The 16,424-nt window shown below is 44.3% G+C and carries 20 protein-coding genes and 1 pseudogene; 10 read left to right on the top strand and 11 right to left on the bottom strand.

All coding sequences use genetic code 11. From position 1 onward, the window contains the following. Positions 1–76: 76 nt before the first annotated feature. The 7 genes and pseudogenes from L876_RS0119455 to L876_RS0119430 form a co-directional block, all read right to left on the bottom strand. On the bottom strand, positions 77–760 hold the full coding sequence (locus L876_RS0119455; RefSeq protein WP_028765323.1) for a helix-turn-helix domain-containing protein: 684 nt from the start codon (positions 758–760) through the stop codon (positions 77–79). 81 nt (positions 761–841) lie between these two features. Next, positions 842–1,086 (bottom strand): annotated as a pseudogene (locus tag L876_RS22605) (transposase); the annotation flags it as partial. Positions 1,087–1,165: 79 nt separating this feature from the next. Beyond that, positions 1,166–2,200, bottom strand: coding sequence for a hypothetical protein (locus tag L876_RS0119450; protein WP_028765322.1), 1,035 nt, complete (start codon positions 2,198–2,200; stop codon positions 1,166–1,168). Positions 2,201–2,831: 631 nt separating this feature from the next. Next, positions 2,832–3,923, bottom strand: coding sequence for a 5-(carboxyamino)imidazole ribonucleotide synthase (locus tag L876_RS0119445; RefSeq protein ID WP_028765321.1), 1,092 nt, complete (start codon positions 3,921–3,923; stop codon positions 2,832–2,834). Further along, the gene (gene purE / locus L876_RS0119440; RefSeq protein WP_028765320.1) at positions 3,923–4,405 is read right to left on the bottom strand and encodes a 5-(carboxyamino)imidazole ribonucleotide mutase; all 483 of its coding nucleotides are present in this window, start codon (positions 4,403–4,405) and stop codon (positions 3,923–3,925) included. Before purE ends, L876_RS0119445 begins: the two co-directional genes overlap by 1 nt. 9 nt (positions 4,406–4,414) lie before the next feature. After that, positions 4,415–5,347 carry a sodium-dependent bicarbonate transport family permease gene (locus L876_RS0119435; protein WP_028765319.1) on the bottom strand — a complete coding sequence of 311 codons (933 nt, stop codon included), beginning with the start codon at positions 5,345–5,347 and terminating at the stop codon, positions 4,415–4,417. Between the two features lies 1 nt (position 5,348). Next, positions 5,349–5,597, bottom strand: a complete 249-nt coding sequence (locus L876_RS0119430; protein WP_028765318.1) for a hypothetical protein — start codon at positions 5,595–5,597, stop codon at positions 5,349–5,351. 138 nt (positions 5,598–5,735) lie between these two features. Between L876_RS0119430 and L876_RS0119425 the strand changes: the two genes are divergently transcribed. Beyond that, positions 5,736–6,674: a LysR family transcriptional regulator gene (locus tag L876_RS0119425; protein ID WP_028765317.1), complete on the top strand. Its 939-nt coding sequence runs from the start codon at positions 5,736–5,738 to the stop codon at positions 6,672–6,674. Between the two features lie 66 nt (positions 6,675–6,740). On the opposite strand, the gene L876_RS0119420 is transcribed toward L876_RS0119425, so the two are convergent. The 3 genes from L876_RS0119420 to L876_RS0119410 form a co-directional block, all read right to left on the bottom strand. Next, the gene (locus L876_RS0119420; RefSeq protein ID WP_028765316.1) at positions 6,741–7,142 is read right to left on the bottom strand and encodes a DoxX family protein; all 402 of its coding nucleotides are present in this window, start codon (positions 7,140–7,142) and stop codon (positions 6,741–6,743) included. 43 nt (positions 7,143–7,185) lie between these two features. Then, positions 7,186–7,608, bottom strand: a complete 423-nt coding sequence (gene ohr / locus L876_RS0119415; RefSeq protein WP_028765315.1) for an organic hydroperoxide reductase Ohr — start codon at positions 7,606–7,608, stop codon at positions 7,186–7,188. A 154-nt stretch (positions 7,609–7,762) separates the two neighbouring features. After that, the gene (locus L876_RS0119410) at positions 7,763–7,978 is read right to left on the bottom strand and encodes a TIGR02450 family Trp-rich protein (RefSeq protein WP_028765314.1); all 216 of its coding nucleotides are present in this window, start codon (positions 7,976–7,978) and stop codon (positions 7,763–7,765) included. A gap of 138 nt (positions 7,979–8,116) precedes the next feature. On the opposite strand from L876_RS0119410, the gene L876_RS0119405 reads away from it, so the two are divergent. The 4 genes from L876_RS0119405 (at position 8,117) to L876_RS22365 (ending at position 12,123) form a co-directional block, all read left to right on the top strand. Continuing rightward, on the top strand, positions 8,117–9,112 hold the full coding sequence (locus tag L876_RS0119405) for a lipid A deacylase LpxR family protein (RefSeq protein WP_037429357.1): 996 nt from the start codon (positions 8,117–8,119) through the stop codon (positions 9,110–9,112). A gap of 158 nt (positions 9,113–9,270) precedes the next feature. Beyond that, positions 9,271–10,059, top strand: a complete 789-nt coding sequence (locus tag L876_RS0119400) for an alpha/beta fold hydrolase (RefSeq protein WP_028765312.1) — start codon at positions 9,271–9,273, stop codon at positions 10,057–10,059. Between the two features lie 409 nt (positions 10,060–10,468). After that, entirely contained in the window at positions 10,469–11,554 is a 1,086-nt protein-coding gene (locus L876_RS0119395) for a M35 family metalloendopeptidase (RefSeq protein WP_028765311.1), read from the top strand. A gap of 152 nt (positions 11,555–11,706) precedes the next feature. Beyond that, the gene (locus L876_RS22365; RefSeq protein WP_051413202.1) at positions 11,707–12,123 is read left to right on the top strand and encodes a hypothetical protein; all 417 of its coding nucleotides are present in this window, start codon (positions 11,707–11,709) and stop codon (positions 12,121–12,123) included. Between the two features lie 186 nt (positions 12,124–12,309). On the opposite strand, the gene hpf is transcribed toward L876_RS22365, so the two are convergent. Further along, positions 12,310–12,666 carry a ribosome hibernation-promoting factor, HPF/YfiA family gene (gene hpf, locus L876_RS0119385; RefSeq protein ID WP_028765310.1) on the bottom strand — a complete coding sequence of 119 codons (357 nt, stop codon included), beginning with the start codon at positions 12,664–12,666 and terminating at the stop codon, positions 12,310–12,312. Positions 12,667–13,056: 390 nt separating this feature from the next. Between hpf and L876_RS22600 the strand changes: the two genes are divergently transcribed. From L876_RS22600 to L876_RS0119360, 5 genes are all read left to right on the top strand, one after another. Beyond that, on the top strand, positions 13,057–13,353 hold the full coding sequence (locus L876_RS22600; RefSeq protein ID WP_081730750.1) for a hypothetical protein: 297 nt from the start codon (positions 13,057–13,059) through the stop codon (positions 13,351–13,353). A gap of 3 nt (positions 13,354–13,356) precedes the next feature. Beyond that, the gene (locus L876_RS22155; RefSeq protein WP_051413201.1) at positions 13,357–14,943 is read left to right on the top strand and encodes a PepSY-associated TM helix domain-containing protein; all 1,587 of its coding nucleotides are present in this window, start codon (positions 13,357–13,359) and stop codon (positions 14,941–14,943) included. Positions 14,944–14,978: 35 nt separating this feature from the next. Next, complete coding sequence (locus tag L876_RS22150) at positions 14,979–15,305, top strand: DUF3325 domain-containing protein (RefSeq protein WP_051413200.1); 327 nt, start codon at positions 14,979–14,981, stop codon at positions 15,303–15,305. An 86-nt stretch (positions 15,306–15,391) separates the two neighbouring features. Next, positions 15,392–15,862, top strand: coding sequence for a hypothetical protein (locus L876_RS0119365; RefSeq protein ID WP_037429355.1), 471 nt, complete (start codon positions 15,392–15,394; stop codon positions 15,860–15,862). Between the two features lie 75 nt (positions 15,863–15,937). Then, entirely contained in the window at positions 15,938–16,375 is a 438-nt protein-coding gene (locus L876_RS0119360; protein WP_028765308.1) for an OsmC family protein, read from the top strand. Positions 16,376–16,424 lie beyond the last annotated feature (49 nt).

Below are 16,424 nucleotides of genomic sequence, written 5' to 3'. Positions count from 1 at the left end.
TCTTGGCAACTAGTTATAACTCTACCAGGTACTACCAAATGCGAAGATATAACTAATTATTGACTGTCGGATTGGGTTAATAGGCAACACCCTCCGTACGAGTAAATTTCCTTCTTTCTTGTAACCATCTTCGCGCTTCCTTAACCGACACATAAACTTGCCGCCCATCTTTGATATGCTCAAGTCTGTCATCTTTGCTGTAGATAGCATTTCTTACTGACCGTTCGCTTATCCCCGCTAAAAGAGCTATTTCCATAACAGTTAGATGCATTTCATGTGTATATGGAAAAGGGGTTAATCCGCAACCGATTACTTCTTCCAAGTCACATTCAAAATCTAATTTAAGCCTGGCAAGAAATTTATAGACGATTTGTTCACCGACAAAACTAAGATAAAATCCGTGATATTCCTTCATTGGATAGGTGCAACAAATCCATTTCACAGCATTCTCTAGGTGGTCAGTAAGCCAAGCCCCAATATTTTCAGAAGAACTTATATTGATAGGCTTACCCAGCTCTGCATAAGAAAATAATTCTTTAAAAACCAACCAAACACGACTAGCTTTCATGATTGCCAATTGTTGCTTATTGCCTTCCCATTTCGGCACCTCATGAGGATCACCTTCTGCTCCATAGCTCTCTAGACTCTGACGCAAGTTTTCAATTAGTGTCAGAGTCTCAAAGCAATAAGCCATTAGCTCACTTTCCTGAACAGGGGGTAAAGACGTTTTCGTTGGTAGTCTTAGACTGAGAAGGTTCATTATACACTCCTTTATGTACTCACTGACTACATAATGCACCAGCAAACATGTACTTGTCAAGTACATGTTTGGAATTATTTAGTTAGTAAACCCCTCCAGTGCACGCAATGGCAGACCGAATAGGGCTTTTAGCATTAGCGCTGTTTCAATAGCTTCCTGCTAATGGAGAGGGCAGTACTGAAATCCTCGACCACGGCCACCATGATGCTCATAGCAAAACCAATGATTGATGGCTTGCTCGCCTATCCAAAAAGTCAGCGCCCCCGGTTAACCAAGACTTTGTTGTATTGGGACCTGTTGGTGATGCGTTGCTTTGATTTACCCATATGTGCGCTTTCCTGTGACGAGTTCACAGGATCAGATCGCAACGGGAGCAGAAGACTCCCTATTTAGGCAACAACGCCATCAACCTGCAATATCACTAACTTGATTGAGGATCTTACGGATTGTATTTTCAGATATTGGCGTGCCTGCCGTCTCTGTCATTAACCTAATTGCAGATGTAACACCTCTACCTGAAGGATCTATGCCCTGCTCTTTTAACAATGCATCGATAAGGGCAAGAAGCGTGTTACGCTCTTTTGAGCCCAATGGCTTCTCTATTTGGGCTGGTAACGAATGTGCTTCGTCTAGCGATTGAACAAATCGTGTAAGTTCATTTGTTTTAATGACAAGTTGATAGCTAAAATCTTCAAGGGCAAGGTAAGCATCACTTTCTTCATGGTCACCGTGCTCATCTTGCTCATCTTGCTCATCTTGCTCATCTTGCTCACCCTGCATAAATACAGAATTAATCTGCATAAAGTCTTCAAGCTCAGCGTCATTTAAAGCATCTAGTGCATAGCTATTGTCGCTGTTCAGAATATCATTAATTGTTAAGCCTTTGGATTTCAGAAGGGAATCGAATTTTGCCTGCAAAGCTTCCAGATTGCCTTCCCCGTCATCAAGGGGAAGGCTTGTTAGAAGTTTGTAAATAAACTCTCCTCGCCTTAAGAAGAAACCATTAAGTGCAGCAAATACAGGCTCAGGGCCACCAACTTCTTTTTGGTGCAGCATTTTAATTTCTTGAGACTCGATTCCAATCATGGCTAAATCCCAGATTCCATCGATGACATTAATCTTTTTATCGAACGCGAGCCATTTGTTTTCTGCGACCTGCAACTCATCATCCAAACAAATGTGACGTGGTTCACTTAAGGCTTCGTTAGTCGCCAGGTTATAGTCAACTTGATACCGATTAGTGCCATTATCTTGACTGTAAATATACTGCCCACCGATGGCGTATGCTTGGTTGATCAATCGAACTGACAGTAATAAATGCTTATCTAGCGCTAAACCATAGATATCTGATAAACGTACTTGTTCATTTAATGAAGAAGACAAGTATTCCGCAGCTTCTTCAACGGTTAAATAACCCTTTATTTTAAATAACTTGCTCATTCACAGCCTATTTTATCCCTTCACACCACCAGCAACGAACGCATTCAACTCATGCTAATTTAGTGAATAGTGCTTAACCACAAAGAAAATCGATCTTCGGCAGTAGTACTGCTACTGGCTTATCGTGGCATAAAAATAACGCTGTGAATGTGAAAAGGCTATTAATTTGGAAAGAACCACTACAGAGGGTTAGCCGAAAGGCTACAGGCCGCCGATGATTATTTTTTGTAAAATATTTCAAAGTGACCCGCCACAATTGTAACACTCGACGTAACACCACAAGAGCCTCAAGCCAACGAATACATCACAAACAATAGGTTACAGCAGACACCAGAGCCCCGCCGCCTCCACCAACACAAGGTTAGCAATAACCTTCAAAGGCCGCTAAACCCCTACCAGACGGGTTTAGCGGCTTTTTTGTATCTGTGATTTACCTGAATTCGCTAGGGATCTTAACTTTGAATCGTCCCCATGCGTTGTACGATGACCTAGCGATGATAGTCATTGCGGTAGGCATAAGCGGCTGGAACAGCAGATGGACTTAAGGCTTCAGTCATAAAGAAGATAGCCAGTATGGTGCAGCCATGCCGCGCACCATACTGGCTAAAAGAGATGGGCGTTTAACAACAAATCAATATAAATGGGTTTCAGCGAGATCCATCTGTTGGTCGAGCGAGACATAATCGGCAGCAGTAAAATTGATATGTCCTAACTTACGATTAGGCTTAGACTCCTTGTTATACCAATGCAAACTTGAACTCGAACTTAGCGCTTTCATCGGCGGCACAGCAACACCAAGTAGGTTTAACATACCGGTTTTGCTAGTTAACGTGGTAGCCCCAAGTGGCAAGCCTGCAACTGCGCGAATATGATTTTCAAACTGACATGTTGTAGCCCCCATTTGGGTCCAGTGTCCACTGTTATGAACACGAGGGGCCAGTTCATTGACCAGCAATTGGTCGCCTACTACAAATAGTTCCATCGCCAACACGCCAACATAATCCTCAGCTTCGAGTAGTCGGCGCATATAGTCCTGCGCTGCGGCTTCCATCTTTGGGCTAATATGCTTAGCTGGCGCGGTTGAGCGAATCAAAATGCCTTTGCGATGCACATTTTCGGTCAAGGGATAAAAATGAATGTCACCGTCATGACCACGCGTACCAATAAGTGACACCTCTTTATCGAAGGGTACCCACTGTTCTATCAAATGATCGCCAAAACTTTCTGAGGCCGTAAGCGTATTGAGGCTATCACTGTCATGGACGACCCACTGATTTTTACCATCATAACCTTCATCCAAGGACTTTATCACCATAGGCAAACCAAGGGTTGTGGCGCTTTGAGCCAGGTCAACTTGATAGGTAAAAGGCGCACAAGGAATGTCTAGCTTGGCCAACAATTGCTTCTCTTTGATACGACTTTTACACTGGGCAATGCTAGCGGCGCTGGGGCGAACCGTGCAATAGGTTTCAAGTTGCTGCACGAGATGCAAATCAACCTGCTCTTTTTCTACCGTGATCACATCGGGTTTACCAAGGGCTTGATAAAGAGCTTCTATACTTTGCCCTGGCTGCCAGGGCGCTATAATGCCCAAACCTTCAACACAACTGAGATCGGTATCAACACCGCTATCGGCAACAAAGCTAAATTTTATCCCTAGCGGTAGTCCTGCAAGGGCCATCATTCTGGCTAGCTGACCGCAACCAATGATGCCAATACGCATTACTCAACCTCCAAGGGAACACTGGCAGTTTGGCTCGCGCGCCAGTCACATAGACGCTGGGTCAACTCTTTATCTTTTAATGCCAAAATTTGCGCCGCCATCAAGCCTGCATTAAACGCCCCTGCTTCACCGATAGCTTGAGTGGCCACCGCGACACCTTTTGGCATCTGCACAATAGAAAGTAGACTGTCCATTCCCTTTAACGCCTTACTCTGCACCGGCACTGCAATCACAGGCAAATGTGTCATGGCAGCTGTCATTCCTGGTAAATGTGCAGCACCACCCGCACCGGCAATAATCACCTCAACACCGTCTGCGGCGGCGCCATGGCTAAACTCAACTAAACGCTCAGGAGTGCGATGAGCCGACACAACCTGCGCGGTATAGGCAATCTCTAGCGCATCTAACACTGTGGTAGCATTTTTCATGGTTGGCCAATCACTTTGCGAACCCATGATGATGGCGACTTTAGCTTGATTCATATTTGCCTCTTAATTTGTTAACCAATGAGTGAACAACGCATAGGTAGGTATTCCTACTAACACATTGAACGGGAATGTAATTGCTAAGGAGTATGTAATAGATAAACTGTGATTTGCGTTAGGGATAGCCACTCGCATTGCAGCAGGAACCGCGATATATGACGCACTTCCTCCCAGCACTGCCAACAAGGTCGCGCCACCACTAGAAAGCCCCATCTGTATGCCCAACATGCAACCTAAAAGACCACCAATAAGTGGCATGGCCACACCGAACGCCAGCATAAAATTACCCATCTGCTTCAAATCTTTAATGCGGCTCGCTGCGACCATCCCCATCTCCAATAAGAAGAGGGCTAACACACCGCGAAACAGGTCAAAGAAGAGTGGCTTTATTGAACCAATTTGGTCGGCCCCCCAGTAACCAATTAATAGCGCTCCAACAAGCAGCAACATACTCTGGTTGCAAAAGACCTCGTGCAGTAACACGCGCCACTTCACTTTATCGCCAGTCTTTTTTGCTAGAGCAATACCGACCGCAATTGCAGGCACTTCGAGTAGCACGACAAACAGCGGGAAATAGGCTTCATAGGCGATATTTTGTGTTTCTAAAAATGCAACAGCAACCGCATAAGTACCAATACTCACCGAACCATAATGGGCTGCAATCGAGGCAGAGTCTTCACGATTGAGCTGACCGATAAAGCGCAGAATAGGAAAAGCAATGAGTGGTATCACTAGCCCCAGTAAGATCACCAGCCCCGACTGAGGCAACAACTTGGCTGAACCATGCTCCGCCAAAGCAACGCCACCTTTGAGTCCTATGGCGATTAGCAAAAACAGGGTAAGCCCCTGATACAGGGCTTTGGGAAATTGAATGTTAGCCTTTACCAAGGTGGCTAAGGCGCCCAATATGAAAAATGCGATAGTGATATCCATCTGCATCTTATGCTTCCTTAGGCTTTAGCAACTTAGTCATTGAGCCCGTTGGCGACACCGCATGCTTTGTTCTGTGTAAGCTCGCCGCGAGTGAAAAACCAGCCAAGGAAAGAATGCTCGCACCAACCATCATCAAGCCTGCACCATTATGCCCTTGAGACATAGCACTTGCCCCAATAAGGGTGACCACAAGGCCAGTGAACAGACTAAATAGAGACTGCTTATCTTGCAGCGCAATGTGCATAAATCGTTTCATAAAGACCTCGCTATATAGGGTGGTAAGCCAACCGTAAAACCATGAAGCGATTCTGCCAAAAAAGATTAATATATAAAAATAGATATTTTCATGGTTATATATAGATAAAAATCTATATATGTAGCGAGAGAAGATTCAATGTCATTAAGGTTACAGGCTCATTTGGGCACACTTCGGCAGATGGAGATCCTACTCGCCGTCTATGATAGCGGTAGCGTCGGTGGCGCAGCAGAGGCGCTCCACCTGACACAGCCCACCATTTCAATGCAATTAAAGAAGCTCACCGATGTGGTTGGCTTACCCTTATATAATATTGTTGGCAGAAAGGTGGTGTTCACCGAAGCAGGCTTGGAAGTAGTCAAAACCGCAACAGAGGTGTTAGACAGCTTCTCAAGGCTTGAAATGGCACTGTCTGATATGGGCGAACTGAAATCTGGTACGCTAAGGTTAGCAGTGGTAACGACCTCCAAGTACTTTATTCCCCACCTGCTGGGGCCCTTTTGCGAACGCTATCCTAACGTTGCAGTTCAACTCAATGTGGGTAACCGTCAGCAAATTATTGACCGGCTAAAACAAGGTATTGATGATTTCTACGTGTTTAGCCACCCACCAGGAGATCTCAACACCGACAGCATTGAGTTTTTCAACAATCCACTGGTTGCTATCGCGCACGAAAACCACCCTCTGGTAAAACAGCGTGACGTGTCATTGGCGGAGCTATGTAATGAACCTTTTCTGATGCGAGAAAATGGCTCAGGAACCCGATTAGCCATAGAGAAGTTCATGAGCAAGCAGGGTGTTAAGTTAAATGTGAAAATGACCATCGAGAGTAACGAAGCCATTAAACACTCGGTTATGTCAGGTTTGGGAGTGAGCATCCTGTCAGCACACACCTTAGCTTTTGGCGGCAATATGGGGTTAGCACAACTAAAGGTCGAAGAGTTGGCCATCAATTCAAACTGGTATTTTTTATGGCTCAAAACTAAACGCCCCTCTGCCATCGCGCAAGCGTTTCTCACTCACGTTGAAAGTGACGGGCGTCAAATGTTGCTGACAGAGCTAAGCAAACATAAATGATAAAAGCCCCTTATAGCATTTGCTAAAGAGGCTTAATAGCGTGAAACAATATCGCTTTTGATCAATCTAACGATGCTCGATATCCGACTGACTGCCGCTATGTCCAGCTAACACGAGTAACCCAGCTAGAATACCTAGATTTTTGACAAAATTTTGCATTTCATGGGCACCTTCTACCCCGCTGAAATTCCAAAAATCATGCAAACTAAAGTTAATCACTAGCACCAACCCCGCCAACAGTAGTGACACCAGTCCTGTGTAGCGATTTAAGATCAACGCAATTGCAGCGGCGATCTGAAACACGCCCGCTGCGGTTAATAACACAGGTATCATCACCATGCTGTGCTTTTGCATCAGCGCCACATGCATGTCCCAGCTAATAAACTTCATCACCCCTGGTAATAAGAAATAGAGTGCAAGTAACACCCTGCCGATGGTGACGAATATTGGTGCTATTTTATTATTCAACGAGATTCTCCATTAACCCTGCCCCCTAGCCTTTAACGACTGTTTACAATGCTTGGTTATTTACCGTTAACGCAACATCTATGTTGTTTCGTACAGCGTTTGAGTAGGGACACACTTGATGCGCGGCATTCACTAAGTCAACCGCCCGCTCTTGTGGCAGCGCTAGCTCGACACTCAAGGCTACGGTTAACGCAAACCCTCCCTCTTTACGCGCACCAATCCCGACCTTAGCTGTTACTGGCGCAGCTGTTAAAGCAACTTTTGCCTCTCTGGCAACGTGCAATATTGCATTTGAAAAACAAGCGCTATACCCAGCGGCAAACAATTGCTCAGGGTTTGTCGCTTCACCACTTCCACCCATCTCTTTTGGGTAACTGAGCATCACAGATAATTTGCCATCATCTGTGGCTACCTGACCATTGCGTCCTGCACTCGCGGTAGCAGTTGTTTCATATAGAGTGTTCATATCAATATCCTTAAAATTTGTTCAACTTAGCCTATTAAAGTTGCGCACAACTCAATAGCTCACAGTTATACCAGACAAATCCAAAGCGAGCAATTAAATTGCGCGCAATTAAGTTAAAGTGATTAGATTAAGACTATCGAAAAAATCGATAACATCACTGCCACCCCATTCGCCAGACTTCACTGTCTTTGAGCGAGCGCCATTCAATAGGGTACTGATTGCCAGTCATTACAGCTTCAATCGTACAGTTCAGCACATTTTGGTCCTCATCCACCTCAACCTCGACAAGCATAAAGTGCTTCTCACGGTTAGTGGGCATGACTTTAGTCCACTTACTGTGCAATAATTTTTTCGGATTAACTTTATTCATGGTAGGCATACGTTTTAAGGGTTGATTTAGATCAGTAAATCATTGTGATACTTTACAAAACGTCACATTGAAGTGCTTGTATAAACGACTACAACAACTATGCTGGACAGACGCTTACTCAAGTCATTGGAGTTGCCCATGTTAACAAGCCGACTACCAAGATCTTGGTGCCTACCCTTTTTGTTAATCGCTAGCGCTTGCAACGCTTCTGCAAATGATGTCGGCCAATGGTACCTGCAATTAGACAATGATATTATTTTCGGTGACGATGGCGATTTTACCAATGGTATAAACCTTGGCTACAAACATAGTTTATTGTCCGTTGATATAAAGTCTCCCACCTGGTTTGAATGGCAAAAACAACTTCTCTTGCCACAAGCACAGTACGAACACACATGGGCAATAGGTTTAAGCCAACGCATGTGGACACCTAACGAAATCGAGCATAGTACCCCACAACCCTTTGACAGACCTTATGCGGGTACCTTAATGGCCGAGTTTCACGGCGCGCTATACACTTCTGATCTTGCGCAAAAAAACTGGATTTCATTAGGTATCATTGGCCCTGAGTCTGGCAATGAAGCACTGCAAAATTGGGTACATAAGGTGACTGGCTCATCGCCACCAAAAGGTTGGCAATATCAAATAGAGAGACAATTCATCGCCCAGTACGCGTATGAGATTGAATCACTGCTATATCGCAACAAGAGTTTTGCTACTAGTGAGTGGGAATTAAGTGGTTTTAGTCACAATGAAATTGGTAATTTACGCAGCGAAATGCAAGCAGGACTCTCTTTGCGCTGGGGCTTCGACTTAGCCAGCTCTTTTGGAAACCTTAGCAATCACTATAGTGATGCAGGCTTACTCAATACCGCGGGATCGATGAGTCAATTCATGCTCTTTAGTCGAGTTTTCATCGGCTATCGTTTTAATGACCTAACTATCTCAGGCAACCTCCCCTATACCTCGGAGATTGATATAGCGCATCAGCAAGCCGGCGTTAGTGTTGGTGCAATATGGGATAACCCGGCTTGGTCAGTATCATGGACCTTTAATGGTTACAGCAAAGAGTATACCGACGACAATAGCGCTTGGCATGGTTATGGTAGCTTGCTATTCAGTTGGAAGCTATAAACCACGCTAGCGGCCTCCACACTAGATCAACCATTAAACAACAAAAAATTAAAACTTTGATCTCACGCAGTAACATTTGCTAGACAGTTCAACCGATTGGTCTTATCGTAAAAATAGAGTATATACTCTAAACCTTTCACGAGATAGCTGGAGTCACTATGGTTGAGATTATTGATGTAAACGGTACCCAAGTTCATGTCCAAGGTCAGGGCGAACAAACCATCGTCATGCTTCACGGTTGGCCTGATACCTATCGACTATGGGACCCTCAAGTAGAAATTCTACAATCTAATTACCGCTGCGTGAGATTTAGCCTACCTGGATATGAAGACGGCCAATCACGCACCCTATACACATTAGAACAAATTGTTGCCCTTATTGACGAAGTCGTCACCGCAGTCAGCCCCAATAACAAAGTCGTGCTCATGCTTCATGATTGGGGGTGCTTTTTTGGCTACCAGTTTTATATGCGTCATCAGGACAAAGTCGAGAAGATCATTGGCGTAGACATAGGTGATGCCGGATCACCTGACCATAAACTCAGCGCCAAAGTAAAAGCATTTATGTTCACCTACCAAATGTGGCTAGCAACCGCTTGGAAAATTGGTGGTGGTTTAGGTGATGCCATGACTCGGAAAATGGCCAAATGGCTGCATGCGCCTGGCGATCAAAAGCTTATAAGTGCATCAATGACTTACTCTTATTATTGGAAGTGGAGCCGAACATTAACAGGTAAGCCTTTAGGGCATTTACCGTTAGACATTCAGTGCCCATTGCTATTTTTATACGGTAAAAACAAGCCTGGAATGTTCCACTCTCAGCCATGGGAAAGGAAAATGGCTGCTATAGAAGGTAATCAAGTCATTGCCTTTGATACGCGTCACTGGGTGATGACCGAAGCCCCTGATAAATTTAACCACGCCATTACTGATTGGCTAGCTAAGTAATACCCATAAATATAAGAGCGTGATCGACTCAGCGTATTTTCTGACTACCTATTCAACACGCATAGGTGAATAAATAGATATTTATCAATGAGTCCATGCAAGCCAGAATTAAGCGACTAGCACTTTATATTCATGGGTAAATTAATAGGCTCAGTGTAAACCCAAGCACTGAGCCGACTTGTCCTCGGCGCCCTTGCACCCCCCATCAATCACGCCATCGCTACAATATATTGTTCATGCGCTATAGTTATGCCCCTTAAAAGCTTATTAAACCAAACAAGCTGGCAACGATAATATTTAACACCAATTTCTACTTGCCTAAGGTTAATCATTCCGCTTACACTCATAACGCAACATTTGAGTAACAATTAAAAAACAAAATAAAAACAATTACCAAAAGGATAAATTGATGAGCAAAATATTAAACCTATCAGTTGTCGCGTTAGCAAGCAGCTTAATGAGTTACGGTGCATTAGCTGATGGCATTGCGGCTAAGCTTCAGATGAGCCAAAACAGTTACAACGACGCACAAGATGTGATGGTGACGGTAACGTTAACCAACGAAGAACATGTGCCCGTAAAGGTGCTGAAATGGTATACCGCTGCAGAGGGCGTTGAAGAGTCGCTATTTAAGGTCTCTGCTGATGGCGAACAACGTAAGTATCTTGGTGCACATTACAAACGTCAAGCACCTACTCATAAAGATTACATTAAGCTAAAAGCCGGCGAAAGTGTGTCATATGACGTTGAGCTGTCATCACTTTATGATATGTCTGCAACGGCAAACTACGAGATCAGCTATAACGTCAGTTCACTACAGCTTTTTTCCCCTAACCCAGGTCAAGCAAAGAAACTTGCGCGCTTAGGCATAGAAGGTATCCACTCTGATAGCGCCAGCTTCTATTTAGAAGGTCGTGAATTTAAAGGTGGAAACAACAAAGGAAAACCTGGCACTGGCGATGGAGGCGGCACAACACCTGATGGCATTAGCTTTACAGGACGCTGCAGCAACTCACAGCAAAGTGATATTTTAGCAGGCCTAGCAGCGGCAAAAAACATGGCGGCAGATGCGAATCAACACCTAGCAACGGCGAGCAGTAGCTCTGTTCGTTACAGTACCTGGTTTGGTGACTACAACTCCTCTCGCTGGAATACCGTTAGCACTAATTTCAGCAAGATTGAAAGTGCATTAAATGATGAACCTCTAACGTTCGATTGTAGCTGTAAGAAGCAATACTTTGCTTACGTCTACCCAACCCAACCATACAAAATCTATATGTGTAGTGCTTTCTGGTCAGCGCCAATAACTGGTACTGACTCAAAAGGCGGCACAATTATTCATGAAACCAGCCATTTCAATGTCGTCGCAGGCACTGATGATGTGGTCTATGGCCAGAGCGGTGCACAATCCTTGGCAGACACAGATCCAGCTCAAGCGATTCAAAACGCTGACAGCCATGAATATTTTGCCGAAAACACGCCTAATCTAAACTAAACTTGTAACACTCCTTGTCTTTTGGGCGGATGATTCCGCCCCTTTTTTTAACACCTTAAAAGGTTAATCACCCATTGATGTTAACCCTATTGAGAACCACGCTACTCTTTTTAATAATGATGCTTTTACCTGTAAAGGACACATTAGCGACGATGCAACGACCTACCTGCCAACTTGCGGCCAACAGTTTAGGTCATTTGACCTTCACGCTCGACAATCAAACTGAGCAAATCTGGTCTCTACTTACTTGGCAGACACCGTTTGATGCTTGGTTCAGTGAGTTTATAACCATACGCCACCAACAAACTAATCAGAAAATCACCTACCAAGGTGCCTTAGCTAAACGCGCGGCGATAAATGCAGACGATTACCTCACATTGCCAGCGCACAGTCATCATGTCATCCAGCTAGATCTATCTCAGGTATATAACCTTAGTGAAGGTCACTACGATGTCAGCCTGATTTCACTGCGATTACTGCCACATAACGCTGATCTATCTCAGCCGTCACAGGAAGATGATTTTATCTTTGTTGACTGCCCTTCTACCCAAATGAACATAGTGAAGTAACACTCAACCCTAGCTTACAATCGCCATCAAGCCCATCTGTTAGATAAAACAGTCATGAAAACCTAAGGGAAAGACGCTATCTATCATCTATGAAACGGGTGATGGAACACTGCAGATAGCGATGATTTCGCGTGAATTAGCCATAAAAAAACCACCTAAATAGGTGGTTTTTTCAATCAATGAAACTTAAACAAGCTTCATCTCTTGGATGATTTCATGTGCAATTTCAGGTGTTGTACTCACAGGCTTTTCGTGTAAATCAGCTTTTAAGTGACCTTTTCTATGTTTAAGCGCTGCATCAAGCTTCTTGGCTGCAGTCGCAATAGCCGGATACATTACAGCATCAGTGCCTGATGCAGAGATTCGACTACCTTCGTAATTGGTTCTCAGCTCTACTTGGTACTCTCCATGTTCTTTTGAAATAATAGCATCGAGCGAGATAAGTGTTGGAAAATGCGTCGCGATTTTGGAAAACTTTTGATTCACATGCTCTTTAATTGAATCGGTAATATCAACGTGATGACCAGAAAGATTTATTTTCATAGGTTTTCCTTTTAAGAATTACTTCAATAATAAACTTGGGGGTAGGTAGAAGAAAAAACAAGGGCCTGTAGCGTTTTTTTCATTTGACGCCTTTTAAGCATGCGCCATAACCAAGTAAATATCCATTCATTGTCTATTAATATGTACCCTTGAACCCCAGTAAAAGCAAGGGCGTTTACCCAGATAATAGCGATAAATGGGTTGTCTAGCCCATAAAACACTCAAACTAAACAAAAATTAATCATTGCTAATAAGTCAACCACTGAAATTCATTCCTTCATAACGTCTGTAACTCTTTACATGTAAATAGGAATGAGAACCAATATCAATTAATTTATAATCACTTTACTCAGCCACTTGCGAATTAACGCCTGACAATTAGAACAACTTGTGATCAGTAAACCACTATTTAAATCGTCTCTATCGAGTAAACCCGCCGCCATTACCATTCGCCTACTGATGAGCGTACTAGGAGGATATGGTGTTGCGTCACTTAGCTGTGTGCTGCTAAGCCAAACGCTCCCCCTAGAGCAAGTTGACGCAATTCTCGTCGCCACCATGCTCTCTTTTGCAGTATTTGGCACTGTAGTTATTCGAGTTTTTAGTGTCAGAAGTTTACGGCAGGTAATCGTAGAACCCTTAATGCTCTCTACAGCCCTCTATTTGCTTACTGTAATGGAGAGCTAGCCGATGAAAGAGACTTTCTTTCGATCCATGAGTTGGCTACACACCTGGGCCGGTCTGCTTGTTTGCTGGCTACTTTTAGTGATTTTTTTCGCGGGGACACTAAGCTACTTTCGCCATGAAATAACTCTCTGGAGCAAGCCTGAGCTCCACAGTGGCATACTGCAAAGTTACTCAGCACAAAAAGTAGAGCAGCAACTAACACAAGGGCAGAACTACTTAAATAAACAAGCACCCGATGCAAGAAGCTGGTACATAGAACTGCCTAGCACAAGAAAACCTTACCTCAGCTTTAATTGGCAAGACTTTCCTGAACCAGGTCAACGCCGCGGACAATTTAACCAACACCAGCCGTCTGAAGACGGACAACAAGTCGTGACAAATGTACGCGACTCAAAAGGCGGAAACTTTTTTTACCGATTGCACTTTGACCTTCACTACATTCCTGTTGGACTAGCCCGCTGGATCGTGGGGTTTGCCACGATGTTTATGCTTATCGCATTAATTAGTGGCATCGTTATTCACAAGCGAATATTCAAAGACTTCTTCAGCTTTCGACGAGGTAAGGCGAGTCGCACATGGTTAGATGCCCACAATATCAGTTCGGTGATCGCGCTGCCTTACCATTTAATGATCACCTATACAGGTTTAATTGCCCTAATGTTTATGTATATGCCGTGGGGGGTATTAACCAACTATGATGGTGATACGAAAGCATTTAGGCAAGCACTCAATCCAACGCGAGTACAAATACAGCCAAGCGGCGAACCTGCCAACCTTATAGCCATAAATACCCTACTGCCACAAGTTAGGGCATTGTGGGGAGACCTGCCGATAAAACAAGTCGTCATAAGCTACCCAATGGATACGAATAGCCGTATTAGCTTTTATCAAAACAGTGCGCAATCAGTTAGTGAGCAAAAAGTCGCCGCTATATTTAGCGGCGTGAGTGGTGAACTACTTTACGCTACTCCCGACGAGCACTCTACGAGTCGAAGCACCTACGACACAATGATGGCTCTGCATACTGCAAGGTTCTCAAATGGTTTACTACGTGGATTGTTTTTTCTCAGTGGGCTCTTAGGCTGCGCCATAATCGCTACCGGCACCTTACTGTGGGCGGTCAAAATCACTCAAAAACAACAGAGGCAACTCGCCTTAGGCGCTAAGCCCAGCATTGGTTTGCGACTTGTTAATGGGTTAAACCTCACTCTGATAGCCGGTTTACCTTTAGCTACAGCTGTCTTTTTCTATGCGAATCGCCTTATTCCTAGCGCGATTGAAAATCGTAGCCAATGGGAGGTACACAGCTTTTTCATCACCTTAGGGTTAATTGCGACGGTGGCACTCATAGATGGGGTAAGTCTCAAACAGAGTAAGATTCGCTGGCAACAGCTTGCCTGGGCCTGCGCAGCACTATTTGCCGGAATTCCACTACTAAATGCACTGACATCGCCCAGCAATCTATGGCAAAACATGCAAACACAACAATGGAGTCTAGTGGGCTTTGATCTGCTCTGTGTCTTGAGTGCGATCATTATGTTTATGGTGGCGAGAAAACTCAGTTCCAGCCACCAGCAATCCGCGCTATAACCTCGGCAACGAGCAACCTCGAAAGGAAACAGCTAGTGATAGTCAGCATTATGAGCGTCAGTTATATTGGGTTAGGCCTATTTGCCCTGTCGATGTTCACTCACTTTCGTGACGCGTTAAAACGGACACAAACAGAAACTCAGCAGCACTTGTTTAAATTGACTGGAGGGCTGGTACTTATTGGCAGTTATGCGGCAGCGTTAACGCAATACGGGGGGATTTATGGCACCCTTATTTTGATGGGCATTCTCACTGTTTCAGCACTACTGGTAATACTGACCTTAAGCTACCGTCCAAAAGCATTACCCTTTACAATGCTAATTTGTGCGATTTGCAGTGGCGGACAGCAACTGTTTTTTTAGCTCAAAATCTCAGCACTAGTTCAGCAGTCATTCAGCAGGCATTGGCTAAAGTACTCCTAACGTCAATTTAAGTGGGGGCTTTAACCATGCAGATAGCCAATGGAACACCTTTTAATCAGCAGCTTGCTGCCCAGCAAGGGCTTAGGCATTTAGCAAGTGAAAATCCCCCTTCACACACACTCGATCACGACAAGACTTTGCAGCAAGCGGCCCACTTAACTGAAGATACTGTGACAATTTCACAAATGGGCAAAATCCTGAGTGAACAAGAGCAACTAAAACCCCCTCAAAACCTGCCCACATTGCCAAATAATAGCGATAGGTTAGATAACTATGTCACCTACAAGAAGGTACAGCTAGAGTATCAAATTTACAGCGATATGGTTGGAGTCGCTACAGGCAAAGGCGATGGCCTATCGCCAGCAAGCGCCTATTACCTCTCAAATAATGATACAGCCCGCAGTGCCGTGATAAACGCTAACGCGCAGCAACAAAATGTCACAGCGATGCAAACTTATGCTGCGACGAGTCAACAGGCAAGTCAATGGTATGAGTAATCAGCCCTATTTATAGCCTAGTTATAAAAAGGTCTGTTATATTTGCACAATGCTGTTCACCTCGAAATACTGCCTATGACCTTTAATTTGACACTTAACTGGCAACCTCATGCAGGCCAACAAAGCCCACGCGACCACACCATTAGCTTCGGCAGTGGGCAGATGATTAATGGATCTGCCGCGAGCACCTATCAAGGCTGTGCGACAAAAGTGAATCCAGAAGAGAGTTTACTTGCGGCGATTAGCGCTTGCCACATGATGAGTGTATTAACTATCGCAGATAAAAAGCGTTTGACTATAACTGGTTATACGGATCAGGCGACGGCAACGCTGGGGAAAAACAGTGGTAATAGGCTGGCTATCAATCACATCATTTTGCGACCAAAAATAGAATTTAGTGATGAATCAGAACTTGATCTGTTGGGGCTACAAAAACTTCATCATCTCGCCCATAACAACTGCTTTATCGCCAACTCTCTGAGTAGTGAAGTAAAAGTCACAATTGAAGCCTGAGTAACAGCTTAGAGCCTAGCCTAATAGATAACAGGCTAGACTCCCTCTT

This window comes from Shewanella colwelliana ATCC 39565 (assembly GCF_000518705.1).
Lineage (GTDB): Bacteria > Pseudomonadota > Gammaproteobacteria > Enterobacterales > Shewanellaceae > Shewanella > Shewanella colwelliana.
The sequence above is the reverse complement of the archived record's forward strand: the minus strand, read 5'-3'. Positions and strand labels throughout refer to the sequence as shown.